This window comes from Mycobacterium sp. NGS59, assembly GCF_059812345.1.
Genome location: NZ_JCALCN010000019.1, coordinates 69750 through 93443 on the forward strand (window position 1 = coordinate 69750; position 23694 = coordinate 93443).

A 23694-nucleotide genomic window follows, 5' to 3' on the forward strand; every position below is an offset into this window, starting at 1 on the left:
CTTCGGCGAACCCGCGTGACGTGCCACTATCAGCCGACACACGGGCGGCTAACCGATGCCGGACTGGTTCGCCGCCTTCTTGCGTTCGATGTCGGCCAGCGCGGCGGCCAGTTCGGCGCGCTGGGCGGCTGAGGTCTCCCAGGACAGTTTGCGGTTCTTGACCACCTTCGCCGGCGCGCCCACCGCGATCGAATAGTCCGGTATGACGCCGCGCACCACGGCGTGCGAGCCCAGCACACAACCCCGTCCGACCGATGTGCCGCGCAGCACCGACACCTTGACCCCGACCCACGTGTCCGGTCCGATCCGCACCGGCGACTTGATGATGCCCTGGTCTTTGATCGGCAGCGTGATGTCGTCCATGCGATGGTCGAAGTCGCAGACGTAGCACCAGTCGGCCATCAGCGCCGAATCGCCGAGCTCGATGTCCAGGTAGCAGTTGATCACGTTGTCGCGACCGAGAACCACCTTGTCGCCGAAGCGCAGCGAACCTTCGTGCGCGCGGATCGTGTTCTTGTCGCCGATGTGCACCCAGCGGCCGATCTCCAGCTGCGCCAACTCGGGAGTGCAATGGATTTCCACGCCCTTGCCCAGGAACACCATGCCGCGGGTGATGATGTGCGGGTTCTGCAGCTTGAACTTCAGCAGCCGCCAGTATCGCACCAGGTACCACGGCGTGTAGGCCTTGTTGCGCAGCACCCACTTCAACGACGCCAGGGTGAGGAAATTGGCCTGGCGCGGGTCCCTGATTCGGGAGCCACGCCACCGGCGATGCAGCGGAGCACCCCACATGCTCGTCATGGCCCGAAAGCCTAGTCCGCCGACGATGCGCGGCGGAACGGCGGGCTGTGGGGTCGGGCAATCAGACGTAACGACGAGGCGGCGGGTTACCCTCACCTGTACTCGAAAGCCTCGAAAGGAAACCGTGTTCGCCCGACGTCTGCTGGCAGCCGTTTCGGCGGCCGCGCTCACCGTCGGGCTCGGTGGTTGCGGCAATACCGACTCCTGGGTCGACGCGGTGGCCGCGCCGGGCTGGCCGGCGCAGTACGCCGACGCCGCCAACAGCAGCTACACGGCGACGGCGGGTGCCAGCAAGCTCAGCCTGCGCTGGACACGGTCGGTCAAAGGGACGCTGGCGGCCGGCCCGGCCCTGGGCGCGCGCGGCTACCTCGCGCTGAACGCGCAGACGCCGGCCGGTTGCTCCTTCATGGAGTGGGAGATCGGCAACGGACGGCAGCGCTGGTGCATCCGGCTGGTCCAGGGCGGCGGCTTCGGCGGTCCGGTCTTCGACGGCTTCGACAACCTCTACGTCGGCCAGCCCGGCGCGATCATCTCGTTCCCGCCGACGCAGTGGACCCGGTGGCGTGAGCCCGTGATCGGAATGCCGACGACGCCAAGGTTTCTGGGCGACGGACACCTACTGGTCAGCACGCACCTGGGACAGATACTGGTGTTCGACACCCACCGCGGTGCAGTCGTCGGCAGCGCCCTGGACCTGGTGGAGGGGGTGGATCCCGCCGATGCGACGCGGGGGCTGGCCGACTGTGCGCCGGCCCGCCCGGCGTGCCCGGTCGCGGCGGCTCCGGCGTTCTCGCAGACCACCGGAACGGTGGTGATCGGTGTCTGGCAACCCGGGGCGCCGGCCGCCGGGCTGGTCGGGCTGAAGTATCAAGGGGGACAGCTCGCCCGCGAGTGGACCAGCGATGCCGTCGGCGCCGGCGTGCTGGCCAGCCCGGTGCTCTCGGCCGACGGGTCCACGATCTACGTCAACGGCCGCGACCAGCGTCTCTGGGCGTTGCATGCGGCCGACGGTAAGCCCAAATGGTCTGCGCCACTTGGTTTCTCGGCACAGACACCACCGTCGGTCACGCCGCAGGGGCTGATTTTGTCCGGTGGTGGCCCCGACACCCGGCTCGCCTCGTTCCGTGACGCCGGCGACCACGCCGAGGTGATCTGGCGGCGCGAGGACGTCACGCCGTTGTCCACGTCGAGCCTGGCCGGCGGCGGCGTCGGTTACACGGTGGTGGCCGGTCCCCCGCACGACAACGCACCGGGCATGTCGCTACTGGTGTTCGACCCGTCCAATGGCCGCACCACCGAGAGCTATCCGCTCCCGGCCGCCACCGGCTTTCCCGTGGGGGTTTCGGTCGGCAAGGACCGCCGGGTGGTGGTCGGTACCAGCGACGGCCAGGTCTACAGCTTCGACCCGGCCTGACAGGACTCAGAGAGCCAGCGGCGGGATGGCGCTGCGGGGCACCTGGACCTGAGTGGCTCCCGCGAACGACGGCAGCAACTCGCCCTGGGCGAAGTAGAAGATCAGCGCGTCGTCGGTGATCGCGAAGTTCTGATAGTTGGTCGGGTCGTGGCCGGCCCCGGCCGACACACCCACCCCCACCCCACTCTGGTGTTCCAGTTCGCGCTGCACGATCGGGAAGATGGCGTCCAGCGGATTGGAGTTGGGCGCGAACAACGTGTCGAAGGTGATCGGCTGCTTGGCGGTCACGTTGTAGTTGAAGGCCTTGTACCAGCTCGAGGGGCGGGCCCCGCCGAGATCCTGGAAGAACTTGAGCACCACACTGCGCGTGTTGTGCGGCTGGCCGGAACTGTGTTGCTCGTTGGTGGCGTCCATCTGATACGGCTGGTCGCGCCGACCCGATCCCTGCGCGACGTTGACGAACCCGTCGCGGTTCTGCGCGATGTAGTCGGTCAGCGCCTGCTGGTCGGGATAGTCGACCGGGAACGTGATGTCCAGCGTGTAGGTGGTGCTGGATTGGTGGATATGGCAGATCTGGGCGGCCTCGACCGAGCCGCCGAGACTGGCGCAGGACGGCGGCGCGGCCGTCGCCGTGCCAACAGCCGGCAAGCCCGAAACAAGCACAGCAGCCGATAGAGCGGCCGCCATCAGAAAGCGCATCGTCGAAATGTCCTCGCAGACCAAGAAGGCATGTGTCTTATATAGGATTCGCCGTCAGCGTACCCGGCGTTACCGCGAGGGCCGGCAAACGTAGGCCAGGGCCTGACTGGCGGCCCCCGTGCCGATGCGGGCGATGACCACCGACAGTGGCCGATCCCCACGCAGCCGCAGCCGCCGGCGCAGCGCATCGGGGTCCACCGCGATCCCGCGCACCAGGATCTCCAGCGCGCCGCAGTTCAGCGCGGACAGCGCCTGACGCAACCGCCGCTCGTCGAAAACCGTCTGTTCGAGCACCTCGAAGCCACGCACCCCCGCCGGCAGGTGGTCACCGGACAGGTAGGCGATGTCGGGGTCCAGTTGCCACAATCGGTGCCGCGCGGCGTATTGACGGACCAATCCGGCGCGTACGACGGCGCCGTCGGGGTCGACGATCCAGCGCCCGACGCCACGTACCGGACAGTCGTCGGGGTCGGATGAGGTGAGCTGCTCGTCGCGGTCCAGGATGCTGGCGCGTCGGCGCACGCCCGGCTCGGCCAGCCCCGGTGACCACAGGCACGCTTCGCGGACGGAGCCGCGATGCGACGTGACCTCGATCTCACCGGCGAAACCGAGCCGCCTGACCTGATCGAAATCGATTCCCGGAGCGCACTTCACGACCAGATCCCGGTCGCGGTAGCAGTCCAGCACTGCGTCCAGCGCTGGTTGATAGTCGCGCGGGTCGAACCGGCGGCGCCCACCGCTGCGCCGTGCCGGGTCGACGACGACGGCGGCGTCGCGGGTCACCGGCGCCAACGCATCGGCGCGGCACAGGTCGGCATCCGCCCCCAGGTTGTGGCGTGCCATCGCCAGCCTGACCGGGTCGATGTCGCTGCCGACGGCGCGGGTCGCCACCGTGCGCAGCGCGGCCAACTCGGTGCCGATGGAACAGGTCACGTCGTGCACGACGCGCCCGGCCAACCGGCGGGCGCGGTGGCGCGCGACGGGTGCGGCGGTGGCCTGCTGCAGCGCCTCGCCGGTGAACAGCCAGTGCGAGACGTCGCCGAGCGCACCGAGCTTCTCCTGCGCTTTCCGGCGTAGCAACGTGGTTTCCACCAACACCGAAGCCCGATCGCCGAACCGGGCGCGGACCGCTGCAACGTCGGCTATCCGGCTGGCTTCGCTCAACTCGAATTCGTCGACCGCCGCCAGCGCGGCGGTACCCGGGCCGGACCGCAGATAGCTGACGGCGTCCGAGTCGAACAAGCTCAGGACGGTTTGACCCCGGTGACCATGACGTTGTAGAACCAGCCCTTCGGGGCCACGTGCCGCCAGACGTTGGCGTCCACCCAGCTCAGGGCCTTCCAACCGTTGAAGGCGAACCTCGCCCAGCCCCAACCCAGACGCCCCGGCGGCACCGAAGCTTCGAAGGTGCGCACCGGCCAGCCGAACATCGCGGCGGTGAATTCCTCGCTGGCGGTCTCGACCTGCACCGCGCCGGCGTTGGCGGCCATCCGTTCCAGGTCCTGCGGCGAGAACGTGTGCAGGTCGACGACGGCCTCGAGGGCCGCGGCGCGCGAGGATTCGTCGAGCTCTTCCTGCGGCCGCCGCCAGCTGCCCAGCCCGGGCAACTTGGTGATGTTGGTGGCCAGCCGCCAGGTCAGGGTGGACAGCTCACGTGCGTAGACATTGCCGACCGAGGTGGGCTCGCCGGCGAACACGAACCGCCCACCCGGCTTGAGCACCCGGATCACCTCACGCAGCGACAGTTCGACGTCGGGAATGTGGTGCAGCACGGCATGACCGACCACCAGGTCGAAGGTGTCGTCGTCGTACGGGATGCCCTCGGCGTCGGCGACGCGGCCGTCGATGTCCAGGCCCAGCGACTGCCCGTTGCGGGTGGCGACCTTGACCATGCCCGGCGACAGGTCGGTGACCGACCCGCGCCGGGCGACTCCGGCCTGGATCAAGTTGAGCAGGAAGAAGCCTGTGCCACAACCCAATTCGAGGGCGCGGTCGTAGGGCAGTTCGCGGATCACCTCGTCCGGGACGATCGCGTCGAATCGGCCCCGCGCGTAGTCCACACAGCGCTGGTCGTAGGAGATCGACCACTTCTCGTCGTAGTTCTCGGCTTCCCAGTCGTGGTAGAGCACCTGGGCGAGCTTGCTGTCGTGCCGCGCGGCTTCCACTTCTTCGGCGGTGGCGTGCGGGTTGGGAGCGGCGTCTGCGGGGATTTGCGTGGTCCTCGTCATGCAGGGCAGCCTATCCGCCGTGCCGATCGCCGTCGGTCCCGCCGTCCTGAGCTGCGGCGAACACGTCGACGTAACGCCGTTGTTCGGCGTCCGCCCGCTCGGTTGCCGTCGCTGCCCCGTACACGTCGTTGATGCCGGCCTTGGCTGCCGCCAGCGCCGGTGCGGGACCGTCCAGGAAGCGCCTGGCCCACGTCGCCGCGGCGTCGTAGACGTTGTCCGGGGCCACCATGTCGTCGATCAGGCCGAGCGCAAGGGCTTCCTCGGCGTCGAAGAACCGGCCGCTGAACACCAGTTCCTTGGCCCTGCTGGAACCCACCACATGAGTGAGCCGGGCCATCCCGCCACCGCCGGGAATCAGTCCGGCCAGGATCTCGGTCGCGCCGAACTTGACGTTGTCGCCGCTGACCCGCCAGTCGGCGGCCAGCGCCAGCGTCAGACCGGCGCCCAGCGCGTACCCGGTGATGGCCGCGACGGTGGGCTTGGGGATCGCTGCCACGGCGTCGATGGCCTCGCGGCGCACCTGAGCGGCGGTGCCGGCCTCGGCGGCGGTCAAGGTGCGCAGTTCGGGCATGTCGTCGCCGGCGGAGAAGATCTCGTGGCCGCCGAACAGGATGACCGCGGCCACGTCATCGCGGCGGCCCAATTCGCCGGCGGCGGCGACGATTTCGCGGTAGACCTGGCGCGTCAACGCGTTGGTGGGAGGCCGGGACAGCAGCAGCATGGCCAGGCCGGCGTCCTGCGTGCCGTCGCTGACGACGACGCTGACGAACTCGCTCAAAGCGGCCAGTCCATGAAGCCACCCGCTTTGCGGGCCTCGTGGTAGCGGTCGGAGTCGAAGAACTCGAACACCCAGTTGTCGCCCCGCTTCTCCAACAGCGGCTGGACGGCGTCGATCTGGCGCTCGACGGCCAGCACGTCGTCGACGGTGCGGCCGGCCAGCGCGTCCAGCTGTGTCCAGGTCGGCGGCAGCAGCACGTTGCGGCCGGCCTCGAACTCGGCGATGGTGTCCTGCGGCAGTGCCCATTCGGCGCGGTCGGATTCGGTGTTGTCCCCGTCGGCGCGCTGTCCGTGCGGCAGCGCCGCGACGAAGAAATAGGTGTCGTACCGGCGGGTGCGCTCTGCCTCAGGGGTCACCCAGTTCGCCCACGGCCGCAACAGGTCGCTGCGCAACACCAGGTTCTCCTGGCGCAAAAAGTCGGCGAAGGACAGTGTGTGGTCGGCCAGGGCGCGGCGGGCGTCGCCGTAAACCGAGGCATCGCTGATGATGCTGTCCGGGTCGTCGGCGGGCCCGGCGAACAGCACACCGGATTCCTCGAACGTCTCCCGCGCCGCCGCGCAGACCAGCGCCTCGGCCAACCCGACGTCGATGCCGAAGCGCTGTGCCCACCACTGCGGCGGCGGCCCGGCCCACCCGATCTCGGCGTTGCGGTCACGGTCGTCGACACCGCCGCCGGGGAACACGATCACTCCCGGCGCGAACTCCATCTGCGAATGCCGGCGCATCAGGAACACCTGCAAGCCGCCGGGCGCGTCCCGGACCAGCATCACCGTGGACGCCGGGCGCGGCGTCAGGGGCACGTGCGGTTCGTTCATGCCTGCCTCCGATGTGCCGCCCGAGCGCGAACCCGCCGGGCGAAGTACCGTCCGTCGACCACGTCCAGGGCGATCCGCTGCCCGAACGCCGCCGAAAGGTTCTCGGCCGTCAGGACGTCGGGCAACAGGCCGGAGGCGACCACCTGAGCCTCCGACAGCAGCAGGCAGTGGCTGAAGCCCGGCGGCACCTCTTCCACGTGATGGGTGACCAACACCAGCGCGGGAGCGTCGGGGTCGGCGGCCAGGTCGGCCAGGCGCGCCACCAGCTCCTCGCGGCCACCCAGATCCAGGCCGGCGGCGGGCTCGTCGAGCAGCAGCAGCTCGGGGTCGGTCATCAGCGCGCGTGCGATCAGCACCCGTTTGCGCTCACCCTCGGACAGCGTGCCGTAGAGGCGGTCGGCGAGGTGCTCGGCCCCCAGGCTTTCCAGCATGTCCAGCGCCCGCCGGTAGTCGACGTCCTCGTAGCTCTCCCGCCACCGGCCCAGCACCGAATAACCGGCCGACACGACGAGGTCGCGCACCACCTCGTTGTCGGGCACCCGCTGGGCCAGCGACGACGAACTCAGGCCGATCCGCGACCGCAGCTCGCTGACGTCGACCCGGCCCAGCCGCTCCCCCAGCACGAACGCGACCCCGGAGGACGGGTGCTCGGATGCGGCGGCGATGCGCAGCAGCGATGTCTTGCCGGCGCCGTTGGGGCCGATGATCACCCAGCGTTCGTCGAGTTCGACGGCCCAGTCCAGCGGTCCCACCAATGTGCGCCCGCCCCTGCGCAGCGACACGTCCCTGAAGTCGATCAGCAGGTCGGGATCGGCTTCGAGTTCGGCCACCCGACCATCGTGCCGCACCCCATGCCTGCGAGCGCTGCCGGGTCACGTACACCGGTGCGTCGCCGCGCCCGGCGCGGTCAGCAGACGCAGAATCGCACTGAAATCGCAGATTTCGTGCGATTCTGCGTCTGCTCGCGCCCAGGCTCAGGGGATCTCGACGCGGCGCATCACGCCGTCCACCGCGTCGGCCGCCTCGATCTCGCCGCGGGTCACGCCCAGCAGAAACAGCACGGTGTCCAGGTACGGATGGCTCAAGGACGCGTCGGCGACCTCGCGCAGCGCGGGTTTGGCGTTGAACGCCACGCCCATGCCTGCCGCGGCGAGCATGTCGATGTCATTGGCGCCGTCGCCGACCGCGACGGTCTGTTCCATCGGCACGCCGTACTGCGCGGCGAACGCGCGCAAGGCTGTGGCCTTGCCGGGCCGGTCCACGATCGGTCCCGCAACCCGCCCGGTGAGCGTGCCGTCGACGATCTCGAGATCGTTGGCGGCGACGAAGTCCAGTTTCAGATCCTGCGCCAGCGGCTCGATGATGCGCCGGAAACCGCCGGAGACCACACCACACCGAAAACCCAACCGCTGCAACGTCCTCAGCGTGGTCCGGGCGCCGGGCATCAGCTCCAGTTGTTCGGCGACTTCGTCGATCACCGACGCCGGCAGGCCCGCCAATGTGGCCACCCGCTGCTCCAGCGACTCGGCGAAGTCCAGTTCGCCGCGCATGGCCGCCTCGGTGATCGCCGCGACCTGGCCCTGGGCGCCGGCGCGAGCCGCCAGCATCTCGATGACCTCGCCTTGGACCAGGGTGGAGTCCACGTCGAACACGATCAGCCGTTTGGTGCGCCAGGCCAGTCCGTAGTCCTCGAGGGCCACGTCGACGTGCTCGTCGGCGGCGACCTTGGTCAACGCGGTCTGCAACGGACCGTAGGCGCCGGGGGGCACCGAGACCCGCAGCTCCAATCCGGTGACCGGATAGTCCGAGACCCCGCGGATGAAATCGATGTTGACGCCCAGCGTGGCCGCCTCGCGTGCCACCGCCCCGAACGCGCCCGCCGTGATCGGCCGGCCCAGCACGAAGATGATGTGGGTGGACGGCTTGCCGATGATCGGCACGTCGCCGCTGCGCTCGACCGTCGCGTCCAGGCCCATCCCGTGGACGGCCGTCTGCACGTCGTCGCGCAACGAAGTGCCGTCGGCGACTTCCGGCAGGCAGGACACCAGGACACCCAGCGTCAGCCGGTTGCGGATCACCACCTGTTCGACGTTGAGCAACTCGACGCCGTGTCCGGACAACACCTCGAAGAGCGCGGACGTCACGCCGGGCTTATCGATGCCGGTGACCGTGATCAGCACCGACACTTTGGGTGAGGAATTCACCCGCGACTGCCGCCGCTACTGCTCACTAGTCCCGCGATCGGGTTCGGTGCGTGGACCGAATCCCTTCGGGGACTCGCCGGCCGTGGCGTGCCGGCCGATGTGTGCTTCGTTGCGCATCCGTTCCACCATGTACGGGTAGTGCAACTCGAAAGCCGGCCGCTCCGAACGGATCCGGGGCAGTTCGGTGAAGTTGTGCCGCGGCGGCGGGCAGCTGGTGGCCCACTCGAGGGAGTTGCCGTAACCCCACGGGTCGTCGACGGTGACGACCTCGCCGTAGCGCCAGCTCTTGAAGACGTTCCAGACGAACGGGAACATCGACGCACCGAGAATGAAGGCCCCGACCGTCGAGACGACGTTGAACGGCTGGAACCCGTCGATGGACAGGTAGTCGGCGTAGCGGCGCGGCATGCCCATGTCACCGACCCAGTGCTGGACCAGGAACGTGGTGTGGAAACCGATGAAGGTCAGCCAGAAGTGCACCTTGCCCAGCCGCTCGTCGAGCAGCCGGCCGGTCATCTTCGGGAACCAGAAGTAGATGCCGGCGTAGGTGGCGAACACGATCGTGCCGAACAGCACGTAGTGGAAGTGCGCGACGACGAAGTAGCTGTCGGTGACGTGGAAGTCCAGCGGCGGGCTGGCCAGCAGCACTCCGCTGAGCCCGCCCAACAGGAACGTGACCAGGAAGCCGACCGAGAACAGCATCGGTGTCTCGAAGGTGAGTTGCCCCTTCCACATGGTGCCGGCCCAGTTGAAGAACTTGATTCCGGTGGGCACCGCGATCAGGAACGTCATGAACGAGAAGAACGGCAACAGCACCGCGCCAGTGGCGAACATGTGGTGCGCCCACACCGCTACCGACAGCGCCGCGATGGCCAGCGTCGCGTACACCAGCGTCGTGTAGCCGAAGATCGGCTTGCGGGAGAACACCGGCAGCACCTCGGTCACGATCCCGAAGAACGGCAACGCGATGATGTACACCTCGGGGTGACCGAAGAACCAGAACAGGTGCTGCCACAACAGGACTCCGCCGTTGGCCGGGTCGTAGATGTGGGCTCCCAGGTGCCGGTCGGCAGCAAGCCCGAACAACGCCGCGGTCAGCAGCGGGAACGCGATCAGCACCAGGATCGACGTCACCAGGATGTTCCAGGTGAAGATCGGCATCCGGAACATCGTCATCCCGGGCGCGCGCATGCACACCACGGTGGTGATCATGTTGACGCCACCGAGGATGGTGCCCAGACCGGCGACGGCCAGTCCCATGATCCACAGGTCGCCGCCGACACCGGGTGAGTGGATGGCGTCGGTGAGCGGGGTGTAGGCGGTCCAGCCGAAGTCGGCGGCGCCTCCCGGGGTGATGAAGCCGGCCGTCGCGATCAGAGCGCCGAACAGGAACAGCCAGAACGAGAAGGCGTTCAGCCGCGGGAACGCCACGTCGGGCGCGCCGATCTGCAACGGCAGCACCAGGTTTGCGAAACCGAACACGATCGGCGTGGCATAGAACAGCAGCATGATCGTGCCGTGCATGGTGAACAGCTGGTTGAACTGCTCATTCGACAGGAACTGCAGACCCGGACTTGCCAACTCCGTGCGCATCAGCAGCGCCAGCAGCCCGCCCACCATGAAGAAGATGAAGCAGGTGACGCAGTACATGATGCCGATCAGCTTGTGATCGGTCGTGGTGATCAGCTTGTAGATCAGGTTTCCCTTGGGACCCGTCCGGGCCGGGTAGGGACGGACGGCCTCGAGTTCTCCCCGCGGGGGCGCTTCGGCTGTCAACAGCTCCTCCAAACATCCATCCGGACAGGGGCGCACAACGGTACCGAGGTGGAATCCCAGTACATGTTTCTGAATCTTAGCCCCCGATCAGGTTCGCGGAAGGTCTGGTCCTACAAACTGTCGTAATCGCCGCGTGTGACGCCGGTCGCCCGCCGCGATCGACGGGCCTGAGCTGGTCGGATGTTAACGTCGAAGGCGTGCGATCCGGCGGCCCGCGACACTGTCTGGGCGTCGTGTTCCTGGCCGCGGTCGTGCTGAGCGCCGGTGGCTGCGGATCCGACGACCCGTCCGCGGCGACGTCGCGTTCGCTGATCAGCCCCACCACCCAGATCGCCGGTGCCGGGGTGCTGGGCAACGACCGCAGGCCCGACGAGTCGTGTGCCCCCGAAGCCGCCGCGGTCGATCCCGGACCGCCGACCCGGTCAGCGCGCAACGTCGCGGGTGTCACCCCCGCCGAAGCCAAGGTGCCCGCCGACCCGCAGCGCATCGTGGTGCTCTCCGGTGACCAGTTGGACGCACTGTGCGCGCTGGGCCTGCAATCCCGCGTCGTCGCGGCCGCAAGTCACCCCTCCTACTTGGGGAAAGCGCTGCACGACGCACCCAACGCAGGCTCGAGCGACTCGCCGGATCTGGCGGCCGTGGCCGGCGCCCGCCCGGATTTGATCCTGGGTTCGGTGGCGCTGACGCCGACCTTGTACCCGCAGCTGGCGGCGATCGCGCCGACGGTGTTCACCGCGGCACCGGGCGCGGCCTGGATGGACAATCTGCGCGGCGTCGGCGCAGCGACCGGGCGGGCGGCTGCCGCCGCGGCCCTGATCGACAGCTTCAACCAGCGCGCCGGCGACTTCGCGGCCAAACACGACGCGCCACATTTTCAGGTCTCGGTGGTCCAGCTGACGGAGACCACTTTGCGGGTCTACGGTGCCGACAACTTCCCGGCCAGCGTGCTGACCGCTGCCAAAGTGGACCGACCGGGACCTCAGCGGTTCACCGACAAGCCCTACCTGGAGTTCGGCAGCACGGACGCTGACCTGGCCAGAAACCCGGACTTCTCCGCAGCCGACGGCGACATCATCTATGTGTCATGTGCGACCCAGGCCGCCACCGACCGCGCCGGCACCATCCTGGACAGCGGCCCGTGGCGCAAGCTGGGCGCCAACCGGGACAACCGGGTCTTCGTCGTCAACGACGAGATCTGGCAGTCCGGCAGAGGGCTCGTCGCCGCCCGAGGCATCCTCGGCGACCTGCGCTGGATCAACGCCCCGATCAACTAGTCGGGGGCCCGGGTACCCGCGTCCGGGTCATCGCGATGCCGAGCACCGGAACACTCGGCCCATGCCGCCCTCGCCGAGGACTTCCAACAGCAGGTAGGGACCGAATTCGGCGTTCACATGACCACCCAACCTCCCACAACCAGCAGAAATCCGACTCACAGATTACGGGCTGAGCGCTGCGTTTCGCGCGTGGCCGCCGGGGCCGTGGAATAAGCGTTTGGCCCCCGACCGTTACCTTAGCTAAGCTTTTATATAGCGAACCAATCGAAAAAGGGATCTACAGATGAGCACTGTGCAGGCCTACGCCGCCACCTCGGCCACCGAGCCGCTGACCAAGACCACCATCGAACGCCGCGAACCGGGGCCGCACGACGTGGCCATCGACATCAAGTTCGCCGGGATCTGCCATTCCGACATCCACACCGTCAAGGCCGAATGGGGCGTGCCCAGCTACCCCGTCGTCCCGGGCCACGAGATCGCGGGCGTGGTGAGTGCTGTCGGCTCCGAGGTGACCAAGCACAAGGTCGGCGACCACGTCGGGGTGGGCTGCATGGTGAACTCCTGCCAGCAGTGCAGCCGTTGTAAGGCCGGACTCGAGCAGTACTGCAAGCGGGGCGCGACCATGACCTACAACGGCATCGACAAGGACGGCACCCGCACCTACGGCGGGTACAGCCAGGCCGTCGTCGTCGACGAGAATTTCGTGGTCCGGATTCCCGAGTCGTTGCCTCTGGACAAGGCGGCGCCGCTGCTGTGCGCGGGCATCACGCTGTTCTCGCCGCTGCGGCACTGGAAGGCCGGCCAGGACACCCGGTTGGCGATCATCGGCCTGGGTGGATTGGGTCACGTGGGCGTCAAGCTGGGCGCGGCGATGGGCTGCCAGGTGAGCGTGCTGTCGCAGTCGCTGAAGAAGATGGAAGACGGATTGCGCTTGGGGGCAAGCGATTACTACGCGACCGCGGACCCGGAGACCTTCAAGAAGCTGCGCGGCAGCTTCGACCTGATCCTGAACACCGTGTCCGCCAACCTCGACCTGAGCAAGTACCTCGGTCTGCTCGACGTCGACGGCACGCTCGTCGAACTGGGCATTCCCGAGCACCCCATGCCGGTGCCGGCCTTCGCGCTGGCGCTGGCGCGCCGCAGCCTGGCCGGGTCCAACATCGGCGGCATCGCCGAGACCCAGGAGATGCTCGACTTCTGCGCCGAACACGACGTCACGCCCGAAATCGAAGTCATCGCACCCGATTACGTCAACGAGGCCTACGAGCGGGTGCTGGCCAGCGACGTGCGCTACCGCTTCGTCATCGACATCTCACGCATGTGAGGCTGCCGCCCCGGCGGCTTCCCCGTGCTCGTCGGTGCCGGCGACGGCAGGCCGGAACGCGCCGTTCGTGGGCCGAACACCTGCTGCCGGAATTCGGAGCAAGATGTAGGGCGTGAGTTGGGCGAGATACGACGGAAAGGCGCTCGCCGGCGCCGCTCTGGCCGGCGATGCGTTGCATGCCGCACTCGAAGACGCTGTGCGCGCGCAGAATCCGCACCTGACCGACGTTCGGTTGGAGCGCGCCACTGCCACCGAGGAATACGAGAGCCCGCACCGGCGGTGGTTTGCAGTGACCTATTTGGCCGACAACGGTCTGGGCAGTGATAACCCCGCGTGATCAATTAATGCGATGGCCGCGACGAATTGCGTCGTTGACCAAATAGGTGTCCCTCGAAACGCTGCCGACCGTCATGCACAGAGTCACCACCCAGATCACCACCGCGATCGGAAGCAGAATGAAGAGCAGTAAGCCGAACGCGAGACCGATCGCGTTGGCAACGACATATGGGATCGCCTTTTGCGTCAAGCCTAGGTAGAGGTGTCCTCCGCCCGGCCACAGCACAGTGAGGAGCAAAGCGATCTCGCTCGATTTCTCCTGCGGAGGAAGTGTCACAGCCGGCGCAAATGGCGGCGCCGAATTCCAGGGCTGAGGGGCGTCCGGACCCCACGCCTGGCCGTCCCACCATCGTTGTCCTCGGCCATTCGGGGCGGGATACCATCCCGGCTTTGGTGCAGTAGTCATTGAGTTCTCCTTCGAAAGTCTTGAATGAGTCGACGCCAGGCGCCAGGGAGTGCCGATCTGCGATTGACTGCGCTAATCGACGTAGACGATCAATCCGGTGCCGTAAGAGTTCACACCCACACAGCGCTTCGCCTCGAGCCAATACGTTGTCGACGTCGGAGTGCATTGCATCGTGTACGTCTCGCGAGTGACCGGGCTGTATGCCGTGACGATGGTTCCAGGCTGCGCGTACCAGGCGAAGCGAACATTGTCGGCAAAAGCGCAGCTGGTGTCTTCGGTCGAAACTCCACTCATGCCCGAGGGGCACACGGTGAATACGTCGGCCTGCGCCGGCGCCGCAGCGAATAACATTGCGCCGGTTGCGGTTATGGCGGCGCCGATGCCGCCAATGATGGTTTTCTTCATTGCGTTCTCCGAGCAGGGGTCATTGATGAACCCCGACGATGGAGTCGTCGGGATACTTTGATGTGGTTTGTGCGCATGCCTCGTCCAAGGCGCACGACAAGTTATGACTGAATAGACCAGCGGTAACGCGCGATGCCCCCCGGCAATCTCCGCCCCGAACCCCGCAACGACATTAACTTTCGGCAGCCATCGGCGTGGCCGTTTCCCTGAATTGGGTCGTGGATTTTTGATTTTTCGTCGTCACAGCCCGAAATCTTTGTGACAGCTGTGACTATTGAATTCTGCGTTCCTGATGGGTCCAATGCGAAAGGAAATCGGACGCACTCAACTATTAAACAACGGCATCTGACTGGCGTGCTGCTGCAGCGACCATGATGGACGAGCAGTGCAAGGTGATGGGCTGCCCGTTGCCGCTGCCGTCCTGGGTCTGCGTTGGCGCCCTTCTCGCTAGCTGCGGACCTTGAAGCCGGCCCTGCGATTTGGCGCTGCGCTCGGTAACCAGCTCGGCCACCGTGTCGTAGTTGTGCGGCCGTTGCACCTATTACTTGCTGGCATGGCGCTCTCGGACGAATCCTTCCTGGACGCTTGATGCACGTCGACATATCCTCCGGTAATCAGCTTTAGAACTTGGGTTTTACTCGCCAGCGGCCCGTGCGGCGGTCGACCGATCCTGAGGGGATGTCATGCCTGTTAAACCCGCCGGATGGTATCCGGACCCCAATGACAATGATTCTGAGGTGTATTGGGACGGAAATCGCTGGCATGGACGGCGCGACAAGTTGCCGGATCCTGGAGGACCTCCCCCTCTTGGCGGCATGGGTAGCGTCGGAGCGTCCCCTTTGGACTCAATTTCTCAAAAATGGGCCGCCGCCTCGCCCGACTCAAAGAAAATGATGATTGCTTTCGGGGTTGCAGCTTTGGTCGTAATACTTATAGGTATTTTCTTCGTCGTGCTATCCACAAAGCCCTGGGAGTCTGAAACTCAGAAGCGCTGCCAAGCTACTATGCAGGCAGAAGGTTACCGAGGTGAACAACTCAAGGAAGCGATAAAGTTCTGCGTTAAATATGTTGAGGACTATGGCTCACCCCCGTCGCATTAATAATCTACGACGAGTAAACAATTACGTTCCCGAGACCGCTACGACGCGCCGGTGACCGGGATCAGCTCCGACTCGTACCCCACCTTCATGGACGCAACCAAAGGAGCAGGACGGTGATGACGACGCCTGTGCAAGCCGAGACATTCGAGGCGGCGTGGGAACGCTGGCACCGAGAACGCGAACAGTACTACCGCGACCCGCTGGGTTGGGTGAGTTTGACCGGATTGTATTGGCTAACAGAAGATTTCGACGAGGTGGCGGATCTTCCCGGTCGCTGGCGAGCGGACGCAGAGGCCGTCTATGTACAGGGCATCGACGGAACCGAACGGCTCGAACCCGTCGAAGGCGCGCCGGGGTTGCTGGTTGACGCCGGCGATCGCCGCATCGAGGTCATTCGCAGGACCGGTTCGGCCGCGCTGCGCGTGCACGACCCCAAGTCGCCGCACCTGCTGACCTACACCGGCATCCCCACCTACGCTCCTGATCAAAGCTGGTCAGTACCAGGCACATTCATCCGGTATGAGCGGCCCCGAACCGTGACGACGGGTGCTGTCGTCGAAGGGCTCGAACACCATCTGAACGCCGTCGGCGTCATCGAGTTCGAACTTTGCGGTGTCGCACTGCAACTCGTCGCGTTCGGTGCGGCCTCGGGCCCCCTGCATGTGTTGTTCACCGACGAAACCAGTGGCGTCACGACATACCCTGGCGGCCGGGCACTTTCGGTCGCCGAACCGGGTCCCGACGGCAGGGTGACGCTGGACTTCAATCGGGCGTCGAATTTGCCGTGTTCTTTCACCGACTACGCGACGTGCCCGGTGGCCCCGCCGGAAAACAGGCTGACGGTCGCTGTCGAAGCGGGCGAGAAGAACCCGCGCTAGGTCAATCGGACCCACCCGCCGGGGCCCACCGCCGCTATTGCGTGCCTTATGCGTTGACTCCGGGGCAGTAGACCTTGATGGCGGCGTTGATCACGACATCCTGTTGCTGTGGTGAGCCGTCCCCGGCAATCGAGCGAACCTGGTCGCGGGTCGCTCCCTTAGTCAGGCGGTCGCAAATGGCATGCGACGTGCTGATCGCATGGGGTATGTCGAACGGCGGTTGTAGGCCACCCTGCATGTAAAGAGAAGGCAACTGGAACTGGCCTTTGTCCACGCCACAGTCTTCTGTGCAATTGGGGTCGGCCTGAGCTGCTGGCGGGGCGCTAGTCGCGTAACCGGCGGCGCTGACACCGACAGCCATGAGCAGCACGAAGGCTGCCGTCTTGACAGTGTTCATGACGGGTCTTTCCCCTTAATGAGGTGTTGGCCTTCCATTCCTAAGCGGTTCCGACCCGCCAAGCTCGTACATTAGTGTGACTCCAGCGTCGCCGTGACACGTTTCGAGTCGGGTTAAGAAAGTCCTGCTGGCAGCAGCCGACGGGCGCAACAATCCACGGGGTGACGCGCCGACGACCCGGTAGCGCTTGCCTTGCTTGGTCTCATAAGCCTGCACGAGTGCCAGCTCACTAGAGCAGGTCGCAATGTGGGCAAGAAGTGCCGCCGCACTGATAGCAGCACCTGCGCAGTCCGTTAGCTGGCGTTGAACCTCGCGGCGGAAATTAACGCCCGCTGAGCTGCGCCTTTAGAAGTCCCAGTCCTCGTCCTCGGTGACCACAGCCTTGCCGATCACGTACGACGACCCCGACCCGGAGAAGAAGTCGTGGTTCTCGTCGGCGTTCGGTGACAGCGCCGAGAGGATCGCGGGGTTGACGTCGGTCTCGTCGCGCGGGAACAGCGCCTCGTACCCGAGGTTCATCAGCGCTTTGTTGGCGTTGTAGCGCAGGAACTTCTTGACGTCCTCGGTCAACCCGACGTCGTCGTAGAGGTCCTGGGTGTACTCGACCTCGTTGTCGTAGAGCTCGAAGAGCAGCTCATAGGTGTAGTCCTTGAGCTCCGAACGCTTCGCCTCGTCCTCCAGCGCCAGACCGCGCTGGTACTTGTAGCCGATGTAGTAGCCGTGCACCGCCTCGTCGCGAATGATCAGCCGGATCATGTCGGCGGTGTTGGTCAGCTTGGCCCGGCTCGACCAGTACATCGGCAGGTAGAAACCGGAGTAGAACAGGAAGCTCTCCAGCAGTGTGGAGGCCACCTTGCGCTTGAGGGGTTCGTCACCGCGGTAGTACTCCAGCACGATCTCGGCCTTGCGCTGCAGATTCGGGTTCTCCTCCGACCAGCGGAACGCGTCGTCGATCTCGGCGGTCGAGCACAGGGTGGAGAAGATCTGGCTGTAGCTCTTGGCGTGCACCGACTCCATGAACGCGATGTTGGTGTACACCGCCTCCTCGTGCGGGGTCAGCGCGTCGGGGATCAGACTGACCGCACCCACGGTGCCCTGGATGGTGTCCAGCATGGTCAGGCCGGTGAACACCCGCATGGTGAGCTGCTTCTCGTTGGCGGTCAGCGTGCCCCAGGACGGAATGTCGTTGGACACCGGCACCTTCTCCGGCAGCCAGAAGTTGCCGGTCAGCCGGTCCCACACCTCGGCGTCTTTTTCGTCCTGCAGACGGTTCCAGTTGATCGCTGAGACGCGGTCGATCAGCTTTGCATTTCCAGTCACGCCGAACTCCACTTCACCAGGCCGAATGGGGCTGTGTTGCTTAGGCCACAAACACTACCCCTGGGGTCCGACAAGCCCGTGCAACACAAGGGGTTGTGTTCGCGTGTCGCTATGTCGAGTCCAGGATCAGCTGGACAGCGCGCTCGGGCTGATCCCAGTGCGGGAAGTGCCCGCACCGCTCGAACCAGTGCAGCGTGGCGTCGGGAAACGCTTCTCGAGCGCGGCGGGCCTGGCTGGGCGGTGTCACGCGGTCGTTTCGGCCCCAGCCGATGACGACGCGACCGTTGAGCGACCCGGCCGGCGCGCCCTGCTGCTTGGGACCATGGACCAGCGCGTGCAGTGCTTCGTCGAGGCGCGTCGCGCGGTCGAAACTCCGCAGTTCCTGCAGCACCAGGTCGGGCGACAGGCGCCACGGTTGGGCCGAGAACTGCAGCAGCAGCGCGGTCCGGCCGGCGCTGCTGCGGGTCAGCGCCGGTAACAGCGGCTGGATGCGGCGGATCAGCGCGATCGATGCGCCGATGGTCGCGTGGAAGACCTTCTGTTGCGCGTCGGTCCAGAAGCCGCCGGGATCGAGCGCCACCACCGTCCCGGCGTGGCCTCGTCGCGCCAGTTCCAGGACCATCCGGGCGCCCATCGAACTGCCCACGATGTCGATATCACCGAGGCGGTGCGCGGCGATGAAGGCTTCGACGGCATCGGTCAGCGAGGCGATGGTGGTCTCCCCCGGCAGCGGCGCGCTGTCACCGAACCCCGGCAGGTCCACCGCGATCACGTCCCGGCGTGCCGTCAGCTGCGGCAGCACGGATTCCCAGTTGCGCCAATTGGATCCGAGGCCGTGCACCAGCAGCAGCGGTCGACCGGATCCCCGGCGGATGAACTTCATCGCTGCTTGCTCCCCCTCGTGTCGTGGCGGGGTACCCAGCGGCCGGCGGCTCAACCCGAGTCGATGATCTGCACCACCCCGCCGGACACTCCGGCGACGAACAACCTGCCGGTGGCCGGGTCGACTCCGAGCGTGTACGGATTCTGCACTGTCGGAAAGCGTTGCATCGGAACAGGATTCGGTCCGCTCATGTCGTAGCCGACGACTTCGTTGGTGCCCGACGACGCCACCCACAGCCGGTCACGCGACCAGTCGTAGGCGACCCCGTACGGGCCGCCGGCCTGGTCGAATCTGGCCACCTCGCGGGGTGTGGGTAGCGGCGTGAACAGTCGGACGGCGTTGCCGCGAGTGTCGATCGCGATCATCCGCCCATGTCGGTCGGCGACCAGGTGGGTGGGTCCCGCGCCGGCCGGGGCGGAACCGACGATGGTCAAGCGTTCGGCGTCGTAGACGGTGAGGTCGTTCTTGCGTACGTCCACCACGCCCATCGAGGTGCCGACCGCCGCGGTCCCGGCCGGCTGAACGCTGTCGGTGAAGACCTTCACGATCTGCTCGCCGCGCAACACGGCCACGGTGCCACCGAGTTCGTTGGCGACGAAGACGGTCCCGTTGGATGCCGCGGCGGCGTCGTGCGGTTCGGTGCCGGTGCGGATCGGCGCGTGCGCGGGCCCAGACGGCAGGTCGACACGCACCAGCGAATCGGCCGACTCGACCGGAACCAGTACCGGACCGCCGGCGGCCGCGAGCTGAAGATGACGAACTCTGCCCGGCAACGGAATTCGGCCCGTGACGGCACCGGAATCGGCGTTGAGGAACACCAGCTCGTTGGGATCATGGGTAGCGACGGCGACCGTCCGCGTCGGTGCATCGACCACGATTCCTTCCGGGGTATGCCCCACCGCGATGGTCCGCCCCACCGGCGCATCCGGCGCCGGCGCCTTGAGCGGTTCGGCGGCCGTCGGCAACTTCACGGCCGGCGGACGGCTGCCCTCGGTCGGCACCCCCGCCGGCAGCATGCCGGTCGTGGTCGACCCGGCAGCCGACGTCGCCGCGTCGTTGTGGCCGCAAGCCGCTAACGCGAGCAAAGCCAAACCGGCGCACAGCTTTCGAATCACACGCGGGTGATACCCACTGGTGGGCCACGCAATACCTGAGCCGTAGGCGAAGCTGCAATGAATCATGTACCATCTGGTACATGAATACGGAGCACAGCGCCGAGATCGATGCACCGCCGGAAACCGTATGGGAGGTGTTCAGCGACGTCCAACGGTGGCCGGAGTGGACCGAGTCGGTCACTTCGCTGGCCGCACTGGACGGGCCCGCTCTCGCCGTCGGTAAGCGGTTCGCGATCAAGCAACCCCGGATGGGCAAGCTGGTGTGGACGGTGACCGACATCGAGCCAGGCGTGTCCTGGACCTGGGAACAGCGCTCCCCCGGCGCCCTGGCGCGCGCACGCCACGACGTCATCCCCCGAACGGACGGCACCACGTTGGTCCGTCAACAGATCGAGCAGTCCGGCGTGCTGGGCGCGTTGATAGGCCGGCTGATGACCAACATGACTAGGCGCTACCTCGCCATGGAGGCCAGCGGCCTGAAGCGCCGGGCCGAGGAGCGCAGCCGCGCGCATGGTCCGCACGCCTGACCTTCAACGGCGCCAACAGCTGCTGGACGCCCTGGTCGAGGAGTTCGCCACGCGCGGTGTGGGTGACCGCTCGCTGCGCGATGTCGCCGCGGCCGTCGGTACCAGCCATCGAATGCTGTTGCACCACTTCGGTTCTCGGGAAAATCTGTTGGTGGCGGTGGTGGAGCAGGTCGAGCGCAGACAGATGGGGTTGCTGCCCGAACTGCCGCCCGGCCCGGCCGACAGTTTCGCCGCCATGTGGGCCGACGTCCGCCGACCCGAACTGCGACGGCTGGAACGGTTGTTCTTCGAGTGCTACTCGCGGGCGGCGCAGGGCGAAACCCCGTTCGGGCAGATGGTTCCCGGCGCTGTCGACGGGTGGCTTGCCGAGGCCGACGACGTCACCGCCGGAACCGCCGATCGTGCAATGGTGCGACTGGGGCTCGCCGTGATCCGCGGACTGTTACTCGACCTCGTCGCCACCGACGACGAAGCCGGCGTCGACGCGGCCGCGAAGGCCTTCGAGAACCTGCTCAGGCACTAGCCGAAAGTTCGCGGCGAGCGTCCTTGCCGACCCCGAAGAACTGGTACTCCTCGGGTTTGACCGATCGGGTGGCCCGCCAGTACTGCCAGGTGTATCCGCCCCACAACACGGTGTTCTTGCCGTGCTCGTCCAGATACCAGCTCGCGCACCCGCCGGTATTCCACACCGACTCGGACAACTTGTGTTGCAGCGCGTCGTTGAACCGGTCCTGCGCTTCGCGGGTGGGAGCCAGCGCCTGCGCGCCCTTCTTGTCGCACTTGGCGATCGCGTCGGCGACGTAGCGGATCTGGGACTCGATCATGAACACCACCGAGTTGTGCCCCAGGCCGGTGTTGGGTCCCAGCAGGAAGAACAGGTTGGGCACGTCGGCGACGGTGACACCGCGGTGGGCGCCGATGCCCTCGCGGTTCCAGCGGTCCACCAGGTCCTCACCGTGCTGGCCCTTGATGTCGACGTAGGTGTAGGAGTCGGTGACGTGAAAGCCGGTGGCGTAGACGATGACGTCCACTTTCCGCTCGCGGCCGTCGTGGGTGAGGATCCCGTCGCGAGTGATCTTCGCGATGCCATCGGTGATGACCTCGGCATTCGGGCTGGCAAGCGCTGCGTAATAGGTGGACGAGTTCAAGATGCGCTTGCAGCCGATGCGGTAGTTCGGGATCAACTTGCGGCGCAGTTCGCGGTCCCGCACCGACCGGAACACGTTCCACTTGCAGTACGCCTCGATGAATTTCAGGGCATTCGGCCGCTTGGTCATGCCGATCGCCAGCGCCTCCTGCCCCCAGTAGATGGCCAGACGCACCAGCGCACGCAACCCCGGAACGTTCTCCATTGCCGTCCGCAGCGCTTTGGGGATCTCCGGGTTCGAGCGCGGCACCACCCACGGCGGGGTGCGCTGGTAGAGCTGCAGTTCGGCGACGTCACCGACGATCTCGGGCACGATCTGAATGGCGCTGGCGCCGGTGCCGATGATCGCGACCCGCTTACCGGTCAGGTCGACGCTGTGGTCCCACTCCGCGGAGTGAAACGCCGGACCCAGGAATTCGTCGCGTCCGTCGATGTCGGGGAACGACGGGATGTGCAGCGCCCCCGCCCCTGACACCAGGAACTGCGCGACGTATTCGCGTCCGTCGGCGGTGAAGACATGCCAGCGGTACTCGTCGTCGTCCCAGTGGCCACGGTCGACCAGCGAGTTGAATTCAATGTGTCGACGCAGTCCGTACTTCTCGGTGACGCCCTTGAGGTAATCCAGGATCTCGGGCTGGAAGGAGAACGGATTCTTCCAGTCGGGCTTGGGCTCGAAGGAGAACGAGTACAGATGCGAGGGGATGTCGCAGGCGCATCCGGGGTAGGTGTTGTCCCGCCAGGTCCCGCCGATATCGGCGGCCTTTTCCAGGATGACGAAATCGACCCCTTGCTTCTGCAGCGCGATGGCCATGCCGAGCCCGGAGAACCCGGTGCCGATGATCAGGACCCGGGTGTGTACCGGCGGTTTGTCCGACCGAGGTTTGCCGGATTCTTCTACCGCCGGCGTCACGACGTCAGTCATGGTTACTGATCTCTCTTGTCGTGGCCGCCCCGAGACCGTCGGACGGCCCGGGTCGACCGCTGAAACGCAGATACCCAGTACCACGGGTATCGGTTAGTCCGAATCTTATCCTCCGCCTCCGCGATGTCAACGCGGGTGCGAGTCAGCTCACGGCAGAGCGGCGGGCAGCGCGTCGTGGATGGGCTTGTCCGGGTCCAGCGTGATGCCCATCGTTTCGGCGGTGCCGACGATGACGCCCATCATGATCGTGGTCAGTTGCGCCACGAACTGCTCGCGTGTCATGGCGCGGGGACTGTCGGGTCCGGGACCCAGCCACCACTCGGTGGCTGAGGCGGCGCAGCCGAACGCCGAGAACGCAGCCAGTTCCAACGCCGCCTTGTTCAGCTCCATGTCGCGCAGCTCGTTGTTGAACATCTCCGCGATGGTCAGCGTGATCTCCCGGCCCTCATTGAGGGTCTTCACCGTCGCGTTCGACTGCGCGCTGGAGCTGCCCGAGATAAACACCCGCATCACATTGGGATGCTGGTCGAGCAGGTTGACGAACTCTTCGACCGCGCGGTGGATCACCTCGCGCGCCGAGTCGGTGGCCAGGTTGATGGACGGGAAGATCGCCGCCCACAGCATGTCCCGCAGCCGCTCCCCGATGGCCAGGAACAAGTCGGACTTGTCGGTGAAATGCCGGTAGATCTTCGGCTTGGCGGTGCCCGCTTCTTCGGCGATCTCCCGCACGCTCAGCTCGGGACCGAGCCGGTCGATCGCCCGGAACGCCGCATCGACGATCTCGTTGCGTACCTTCTTGCGGTGTTCGCGCCAACGTTCGCTGCGCGCGTCGACTTTCACCGCCGGCTTGGGGCCGGGGTGAGGTAAAGAAGGTCGAGGCACTCGCACCACGTCAAGCACCTTACCGCTTGGGCGCCGCTGACCTGCCGTTCCTCGCTGCGCCGA

Annotated in this window: 25 protein-coding genes; 8 read left to right on the plus strand and 17 right to left on the minus strand. The window is 66.3% G+C overall.

What is annotated here, in order from left to right; all coding sequences use genetic code 11:
• Nucleotides 1-48: 48 nt before the first annotated feature.
• A complete protein-coding gene (locus tag AC5Y46_RS19290; protein ID WP_499992526.1) occupies nucleotides 49-801 on the minus strand; it encodes an acyltransferase in 753 nt (250 codons plus the stop codon).
• A 124-nt stretch (nucleotides 802-925) separates the two neighbouring features.
• Here AC5Y46_RS19290 and AC5Y46_RS19295 point away from each other — a divergent pair, with 124 nt between their 5' ends.
• Complete coding sequence (locus tag AC5Y46_RS19295; RefSeq protein WP_499992527.1) at nucleotides 926-2215, plus strand: outer membrane protein assembly factor BamB family protein; 1290 nt, start codon at nucleotides 926-928, stop codon at nucleotides 2213-2215.
• Between the two features lie 6 nt (nucleotides 2216-2221).
• Here the strand turns inward: AC5Y46_RS19295 and AC5Y46_RS19300 are convergent, their stop codons facing one another.
• The 8 genes from AC5Y46_RS19300 to ctaD all read right to left on the minus strand — a co-directional run bounded on the left by AC5Y46_RS19300 (nucleotide 2222) and on the right by ctaD (nucleotide 10715).
• Complete coding sequence (locus AC5Y46_RS19300; protein WP_499992528.1) at nucleotides 2222-2914, minus strand: esterase; 693 nt, start codon at nucleotides 2912-2914, stop codon at nucleotides 2222-2224.
• Between the two features lie 69 nt (nucleotides 2915-2983).
• Nucleotides 2984-4156 (minus strand): class I SAM-dependent methyltransferase, encoded by a 1173-nt coding sequence (locus AC5Y46_RS19305; protein ID WP_499992529.1) that lies wholly within the window; start codon nucleotides 4154-4156, stop codon nucleotides 2984-2986.
• Between the two features lie 2 nt (nucleotides 4157-4158).
• Nucleotides 4159-5142, minus strand: coding sequence for a methyltransferase domain-containing protein (locus tag AC5Y46_RS19310; RefSeq protein WP_499992530.1), 984 nt, complete (start codon nucleotides 5140-5142; stop codon nucleotides 4159-4161).
• A 10-nt stretch (nucleotides 5143-5152) separates the two neighbouring features.
• Nucleotides 5153-5920, minus strand: coding sequence for an enoyl-CoA hydratase (locus tag AC5Y46_RS19315; RefSeq protein WP_499992531.1), 768 nt, complete (start codon nucleotides 5918-5920; stop codon nucleotides 5153-5155).
• Nucleotides 5917-6735, minus strand: a complete 819-nt coding sequence (locus tag AC5Y46_RS19320) for an NUDIX hydrolase (RefSeq protein ID WP_499992532.1) — start codon at nucleotides 6733-6735, stop codon at nucleotides 5917-5919. Before AC5Y46_RS19320 ends, AC5Y46_RS19315 begins: the two co-directional genes overlap by 4 nt.
• A complete protein-coding gene (locus tag AC5Y46_RS19325; protein ID WP_499941853.1) occupies nucleotides 6732-7583 on the minus strand; it encodes an ABC transporter ATP-binding protein in 852 nt (283 codons plus the stop codon). Before AC5Y46_RS19325 ends, AC5Y46_RS19320 begins: the two co-directional genes overlap by 4 nt.
• A gap of 126 nt (nucleotides 7584-7709) precedes the next feature.
• Nucleotides 7710-8939 (minus strand): phosphoserine phosphatase SerB, encoded by a 1230-nt coding sequence (serB, locus tag AC5Y46_RS19330; RefSeq protein WP_499992533.1) that lies wholly within the window; start codon nucleotides 8937-8939, stop codon nucleotides 7710-7712.
• A 15-nt stretch (nucleotides 8940-8954) separates the two neighbouring features.
• The gene (gene ctaD / locus AC5Y46_RS19335) at nucleotides 8955-10715 is read right to left on the minus strand and encodes an aa3-type cytochrome oxidase subunit I (RefSeq protein ID WP_499946148.1); all 1761 of its coding nucleotides are present in this window, start codon (nucleotides 10713-10715) and stop codon (nucleotides 8955-8957) included.
• Between the two features lie 197 nt (nucleotides 10716-10912).
• Here ctaD and AC5Y46_RS19340 point away from each other — a divergent pair, with 197 nt between their 5' ends.
• The 3 genes from AC5Y46_RS19340 to AC5Y46_RS19350 all read left to right on the plus strand — a co-directional run bounded on the left by AC5Y46_RS19340 (nucleotide 10913) and on the right by AC5Y46_RS19350 (nucleotide 13650).
• On the plus strand, nucleotides 10913-11989 hold the full coding sequence (locus tag AC5Y46_RS19340) for an iron-siderophore ABC transporter substrate-binding protein (protein ID WP_499946147.1): 1077 nt from the start codon (nucleotides 10913-10915) through the stop codon (nucleotides 11987-11989).
• Nucleotides 11990-12272: 283 nt separating this feature from the next.
• Complete coding sequence (locus AC5Y46_RS19345) at nucleotides 12273-13313, plus strand: NAD(P)-dependent alcohol dehydrogenase (protein ID WP_499946146.1); 1041 nt, start codon at nucleotides 12273-12275, stop codon at nucleotides 13311-13313.
• Between the two features lie 112 nt (nucleotides 13314-13425).
• The gene (locus AC5Y46_RS19350) at nucleotides 13426-13650 is read left to right on the plus strand and encodes a hypothetical protein (RefSeq protein WP_499946145.1); all 225 of its coding nucleotides are present in this window, start codon (nucleotides 13426-13428) and stop codon (nucleotides 13648-13650) included.
• On the opposite strand, the gene AC5Y46_RS19355 is transcribed toward AC5Y46_RS19350, so the two are convergent.
• Together AC5Y46_RS19355 and AC5Y46_RS19360 are read right to left on the minus strand one after the other, a co-directional pair.
• Nucleotides 13651-14055, minus strand: coding sequence for a hypothetical protein (locus tag AC5Y46_RS19355; RefSeq protein ID WP_499946144.1), 405 nt, complete (start codon nucleotides 14053-14055; stop codon nucleotides 13651-13653). It lies immediately after the preceding gene.
• A 72-nt stretch (nucleotides 14056-14127) separates the two neighbouring features.
• A complete protein-coding gene (locus AC5Y46_RS19360) occupies nucleotides 14128-14460 on the minus strand; it encodes a hypothetical protein (protein WP_499946143.1) in 333 nt (110 codons plus the stop codon).
• A 683-nt stretch (nucleotides 14461-15143) separates the two neighbouring features.
• On the opposite strand from AC5Y46_RS19360, the gene AC5Y46_RS19365 reads away from it, so the two are divergent.
• Together AC5Y46_RS19365 and AC5Y46_RS19370 are read left to right on the plus strand one after the other, a co-directional pair.
• Complete coding sequence (locus AC5Y46_RS19365; protein ID WP_499946142.1) at nucleotides 15144-15560, plus strand: hypothetical protein; 417 nt, start codon at nucleotides 15144-15146, stop codon at nucleotides 15558-15560.
• A 116-nt stretch (nucleotides 15561-15676) separates the two neighbouring features.
• A complete protein-coding gene (locus AC5Y46_RS19370) occupies nucleotides 15677-16438 on the plus strand; it encodes a DUF1684 domain-containing protein (RefSeq protein ID WP_499946141.1) in 762 nt (253 codons plus the stop codon).
• Between the two features lie 46 nt (nucleotides 16439-16484).
• Here the strand turns inward: AC5Y46_RS19370 and AC5Y46_RS19375 are convergent, their stop codons facing one another.
• The 4 genes from AC5Y46_RS19375 to AC5Y46_RS19390 form a co-directional block, all read right to left on the minus strand.
• Nucleotides 16485-16835, minus strand: a complete 351-nt coding sequence (locus tag AC5Y46_RS19375; RefSeq protein WP_499946140.1) for a DUF732 domain-containing protein — start codon at nucleotides 16833-16835, stop codon at nucleotides 16485-16487.
• 345 nt (nucleotides 16836-17180) lie between these two features.
• On the minus strand, nucleotides 17181-18155 hold the full coding sequence (nrdF, locus tag AC5Y46_RS19380; RefSeq protein ID WP_499946139.1) for a class 1b ribonucleoside-diphosphate reductase subunit beta: 975 nt from the start codon (nucleotides 18153-18155) through the stop codon (nucleotides 17181-17183).
• Nucleotides 18156-18264: 109 nt separating this feature from the next.
• The gene (locus AC5Y46_RS19385; RefSeq protein ID WP_499946138.1) at nucleotides 18265-19038 is read right to left on the minus strand and encodes an alpha/beta fold hydrolase; all 774 of its coding nucleotides are present in this window, start codon (nucleotides 19036-19038) and stop codon (nucleotides 18265-18267) included.
• Nucleotides 19039-19088: 50 nt separating this feature from the next.
• Nucleotides 19089-20153 (minus strand): YncE family protein, encoded by a 1065-nt coding sequence (locus AC5Y46_RS19390; RefSeq protein WP_499946137.1) that lies wholly within the window; start codon nucleotides 20151-20153, stop codon nucleotides 19089-19091.
• Nucleotides 20154-20233: 80 nt separating this feature from the next.
• On the opposite strand from AC5Y46_RS19390, the gene AC5Y46_RS19395 reads away from it, so the two are divergent.
• On the plus strand, nucleotides 20234-20680 hold the full coding sequence (locus tag AC5Y46_RS19395; protein WP_499946136.1) for an SRPBCC family protein: 447 nt from the start codon (nucleotides 20234-20236) through the stop codon (nucleotides 20678-20680).
• Entirely contained in the window at nucleotides 20664-21203 is a 540-nt protein-coding gene (locus tag AC5Y46_RS19400) for a TetR/AcrR family transcriptional regulator (protein ID WP_499946135.1), read from the plus strand. Before AC5Y46_RS19395 ends, AC5Y46_RS19400 begins: the two co-directional genes overlap by 17 nt.
• Here the strand turns inward: AC5Y46_RS19400 and AC5Y46_RS19405 are convergent.
• Together AC5Y46_RS19405 and AC5Y46_RS19410 are read right to left on the minus strand one after the other, a co-directional pair.
• Nucleotides 21193-22749, minus strand: a complete 1557-nt coding sequence (locus tag AC5Y46_RS19405) for a flavin-containing monooxygenase (protein WP_499946134.1) — start codon at nucleotides 22747-22749, stop codon at nucleotides 21193-21195. The genes AC5Y46_RS19400 and AC5Y46_RS19405 overlap by 11 nt on opposite strands.
• Nucleotides 22750-22896: 147 nt before the next feature.
• On the minus strand, nucleotides 22897-23640 hold the full coding sequence (locus tag AC5Y46_RS19410) for a TetR/AcrR family transcriptional regulator (protein WP_499946133.1): 744 nt from the start codon (nucleotides 23638-23640) through the stop codon (nucleotides 22897-22899).
• Nucleotides 23641-23694 lie beyond the last annotated feature (54 nt).

Bases quoted from the DNA above. Each gene is read 5' to 3' on its own strand.
- AC5Y46_RS19345 (WP_499946146.1), top strand. From the start codon at position 12,273: ATGAGCACTGTGCAGGCCTACGCCGCCACCTCGGCCACCGAGCCGCTG.
- AC5Y46_RS19290 (WP_499992526.1), bottom strand. From the start codon at position 801: ATGACGAGCATGTGGGGTGCTCCGCTGCATCGCCGGTGGCGTGGCTCC.
- AC5Y46_RS19355 (WP_499946144.1), bottom strand. From the start codon at position 14,055: ATGACTACTGCACCAAAGCCGGGATGGTATCCCGCCCCGAATGGCCGA.
- AC5Y46_RS19360 (WP_499946143.1), bottom strand. From the start codon at position 14,460: ATGAAGAAAACCATCATTGGCGGCATCGGCGCCGCCATAACCGCAACC.
- AC5Y46_RS19300 (WP_499992528.1), bottom strand. From the start codon at position 2,914: ATGCGCTTTCTGATGGCGGCCGCTCTATCGGCTGCTGTGCTTGTTTCG.
- AC5Y46_RS19365 (WP_499946142.1), top strand. From the start codon at position 15,144: ATGCCTGTTAAACCCGCCGGATGGTATCCGGACCCCAATGACAATGAT.
- AC5Y46_RS19320 (WP_499992532.1), bottom strand. From the start codon at position 6,735: ATGAACGAACCGCACGTGCCCCTGACGCCGCGCCCGGCGTCCACGGTG.
- AC5Y46_RS19375 (WP_499946140.1), bottom strand. From the start codon at position 16,835: ATGAACACTGTCAAGACGGCAGCCTTCGTGCTGCTCATGGCTGTCGGT.
- AC5Y46_RS19395 (WP_499946136.1), top strand. From the start codon at position 20,234: ATGAATACGGAGCACAGCGCCGAGATCGATGCACCGCCGGAAACCGTA.
- AC5Y46_RS19370 (WP_499946141.1), top strand. From the start codon at position 15,677: ATGACGACGCCTGTGCAAGCCGAGACATTCGAGGCGGCGTGGGAACGC.
- AC5Y46_RS19400 (WP_499946135.1), top strand. From the start codon at position 20,664: ATGGTCCGCACGCCTGACCTTCAACGGCGCCAACAGCTGCTGGACGCC.
- AC5Y46_RS19385 (WP_499946138.1), bottom strand. From the start codon at position 19,038: ATGAAGTTCATCCGCCGGGGATCCGGTCGACCGCTGCTGCTGGTGCAC.
- AC5Y46_RS19405 (WP_499946134.1), bottom strand. From the start codon at position 22,749: ATGACTGACGTCGTGACGCCGGCGGTAGAAGAATCCGGCAAACCTCGG.
- AC5Y46_RS19310 (WP_499992530.1), bottom strand. From the start codon at position 5,142: ATGACGAGGACCACGCAAATCCCCGCAGACGCCGCTCCCAACCCGCAC.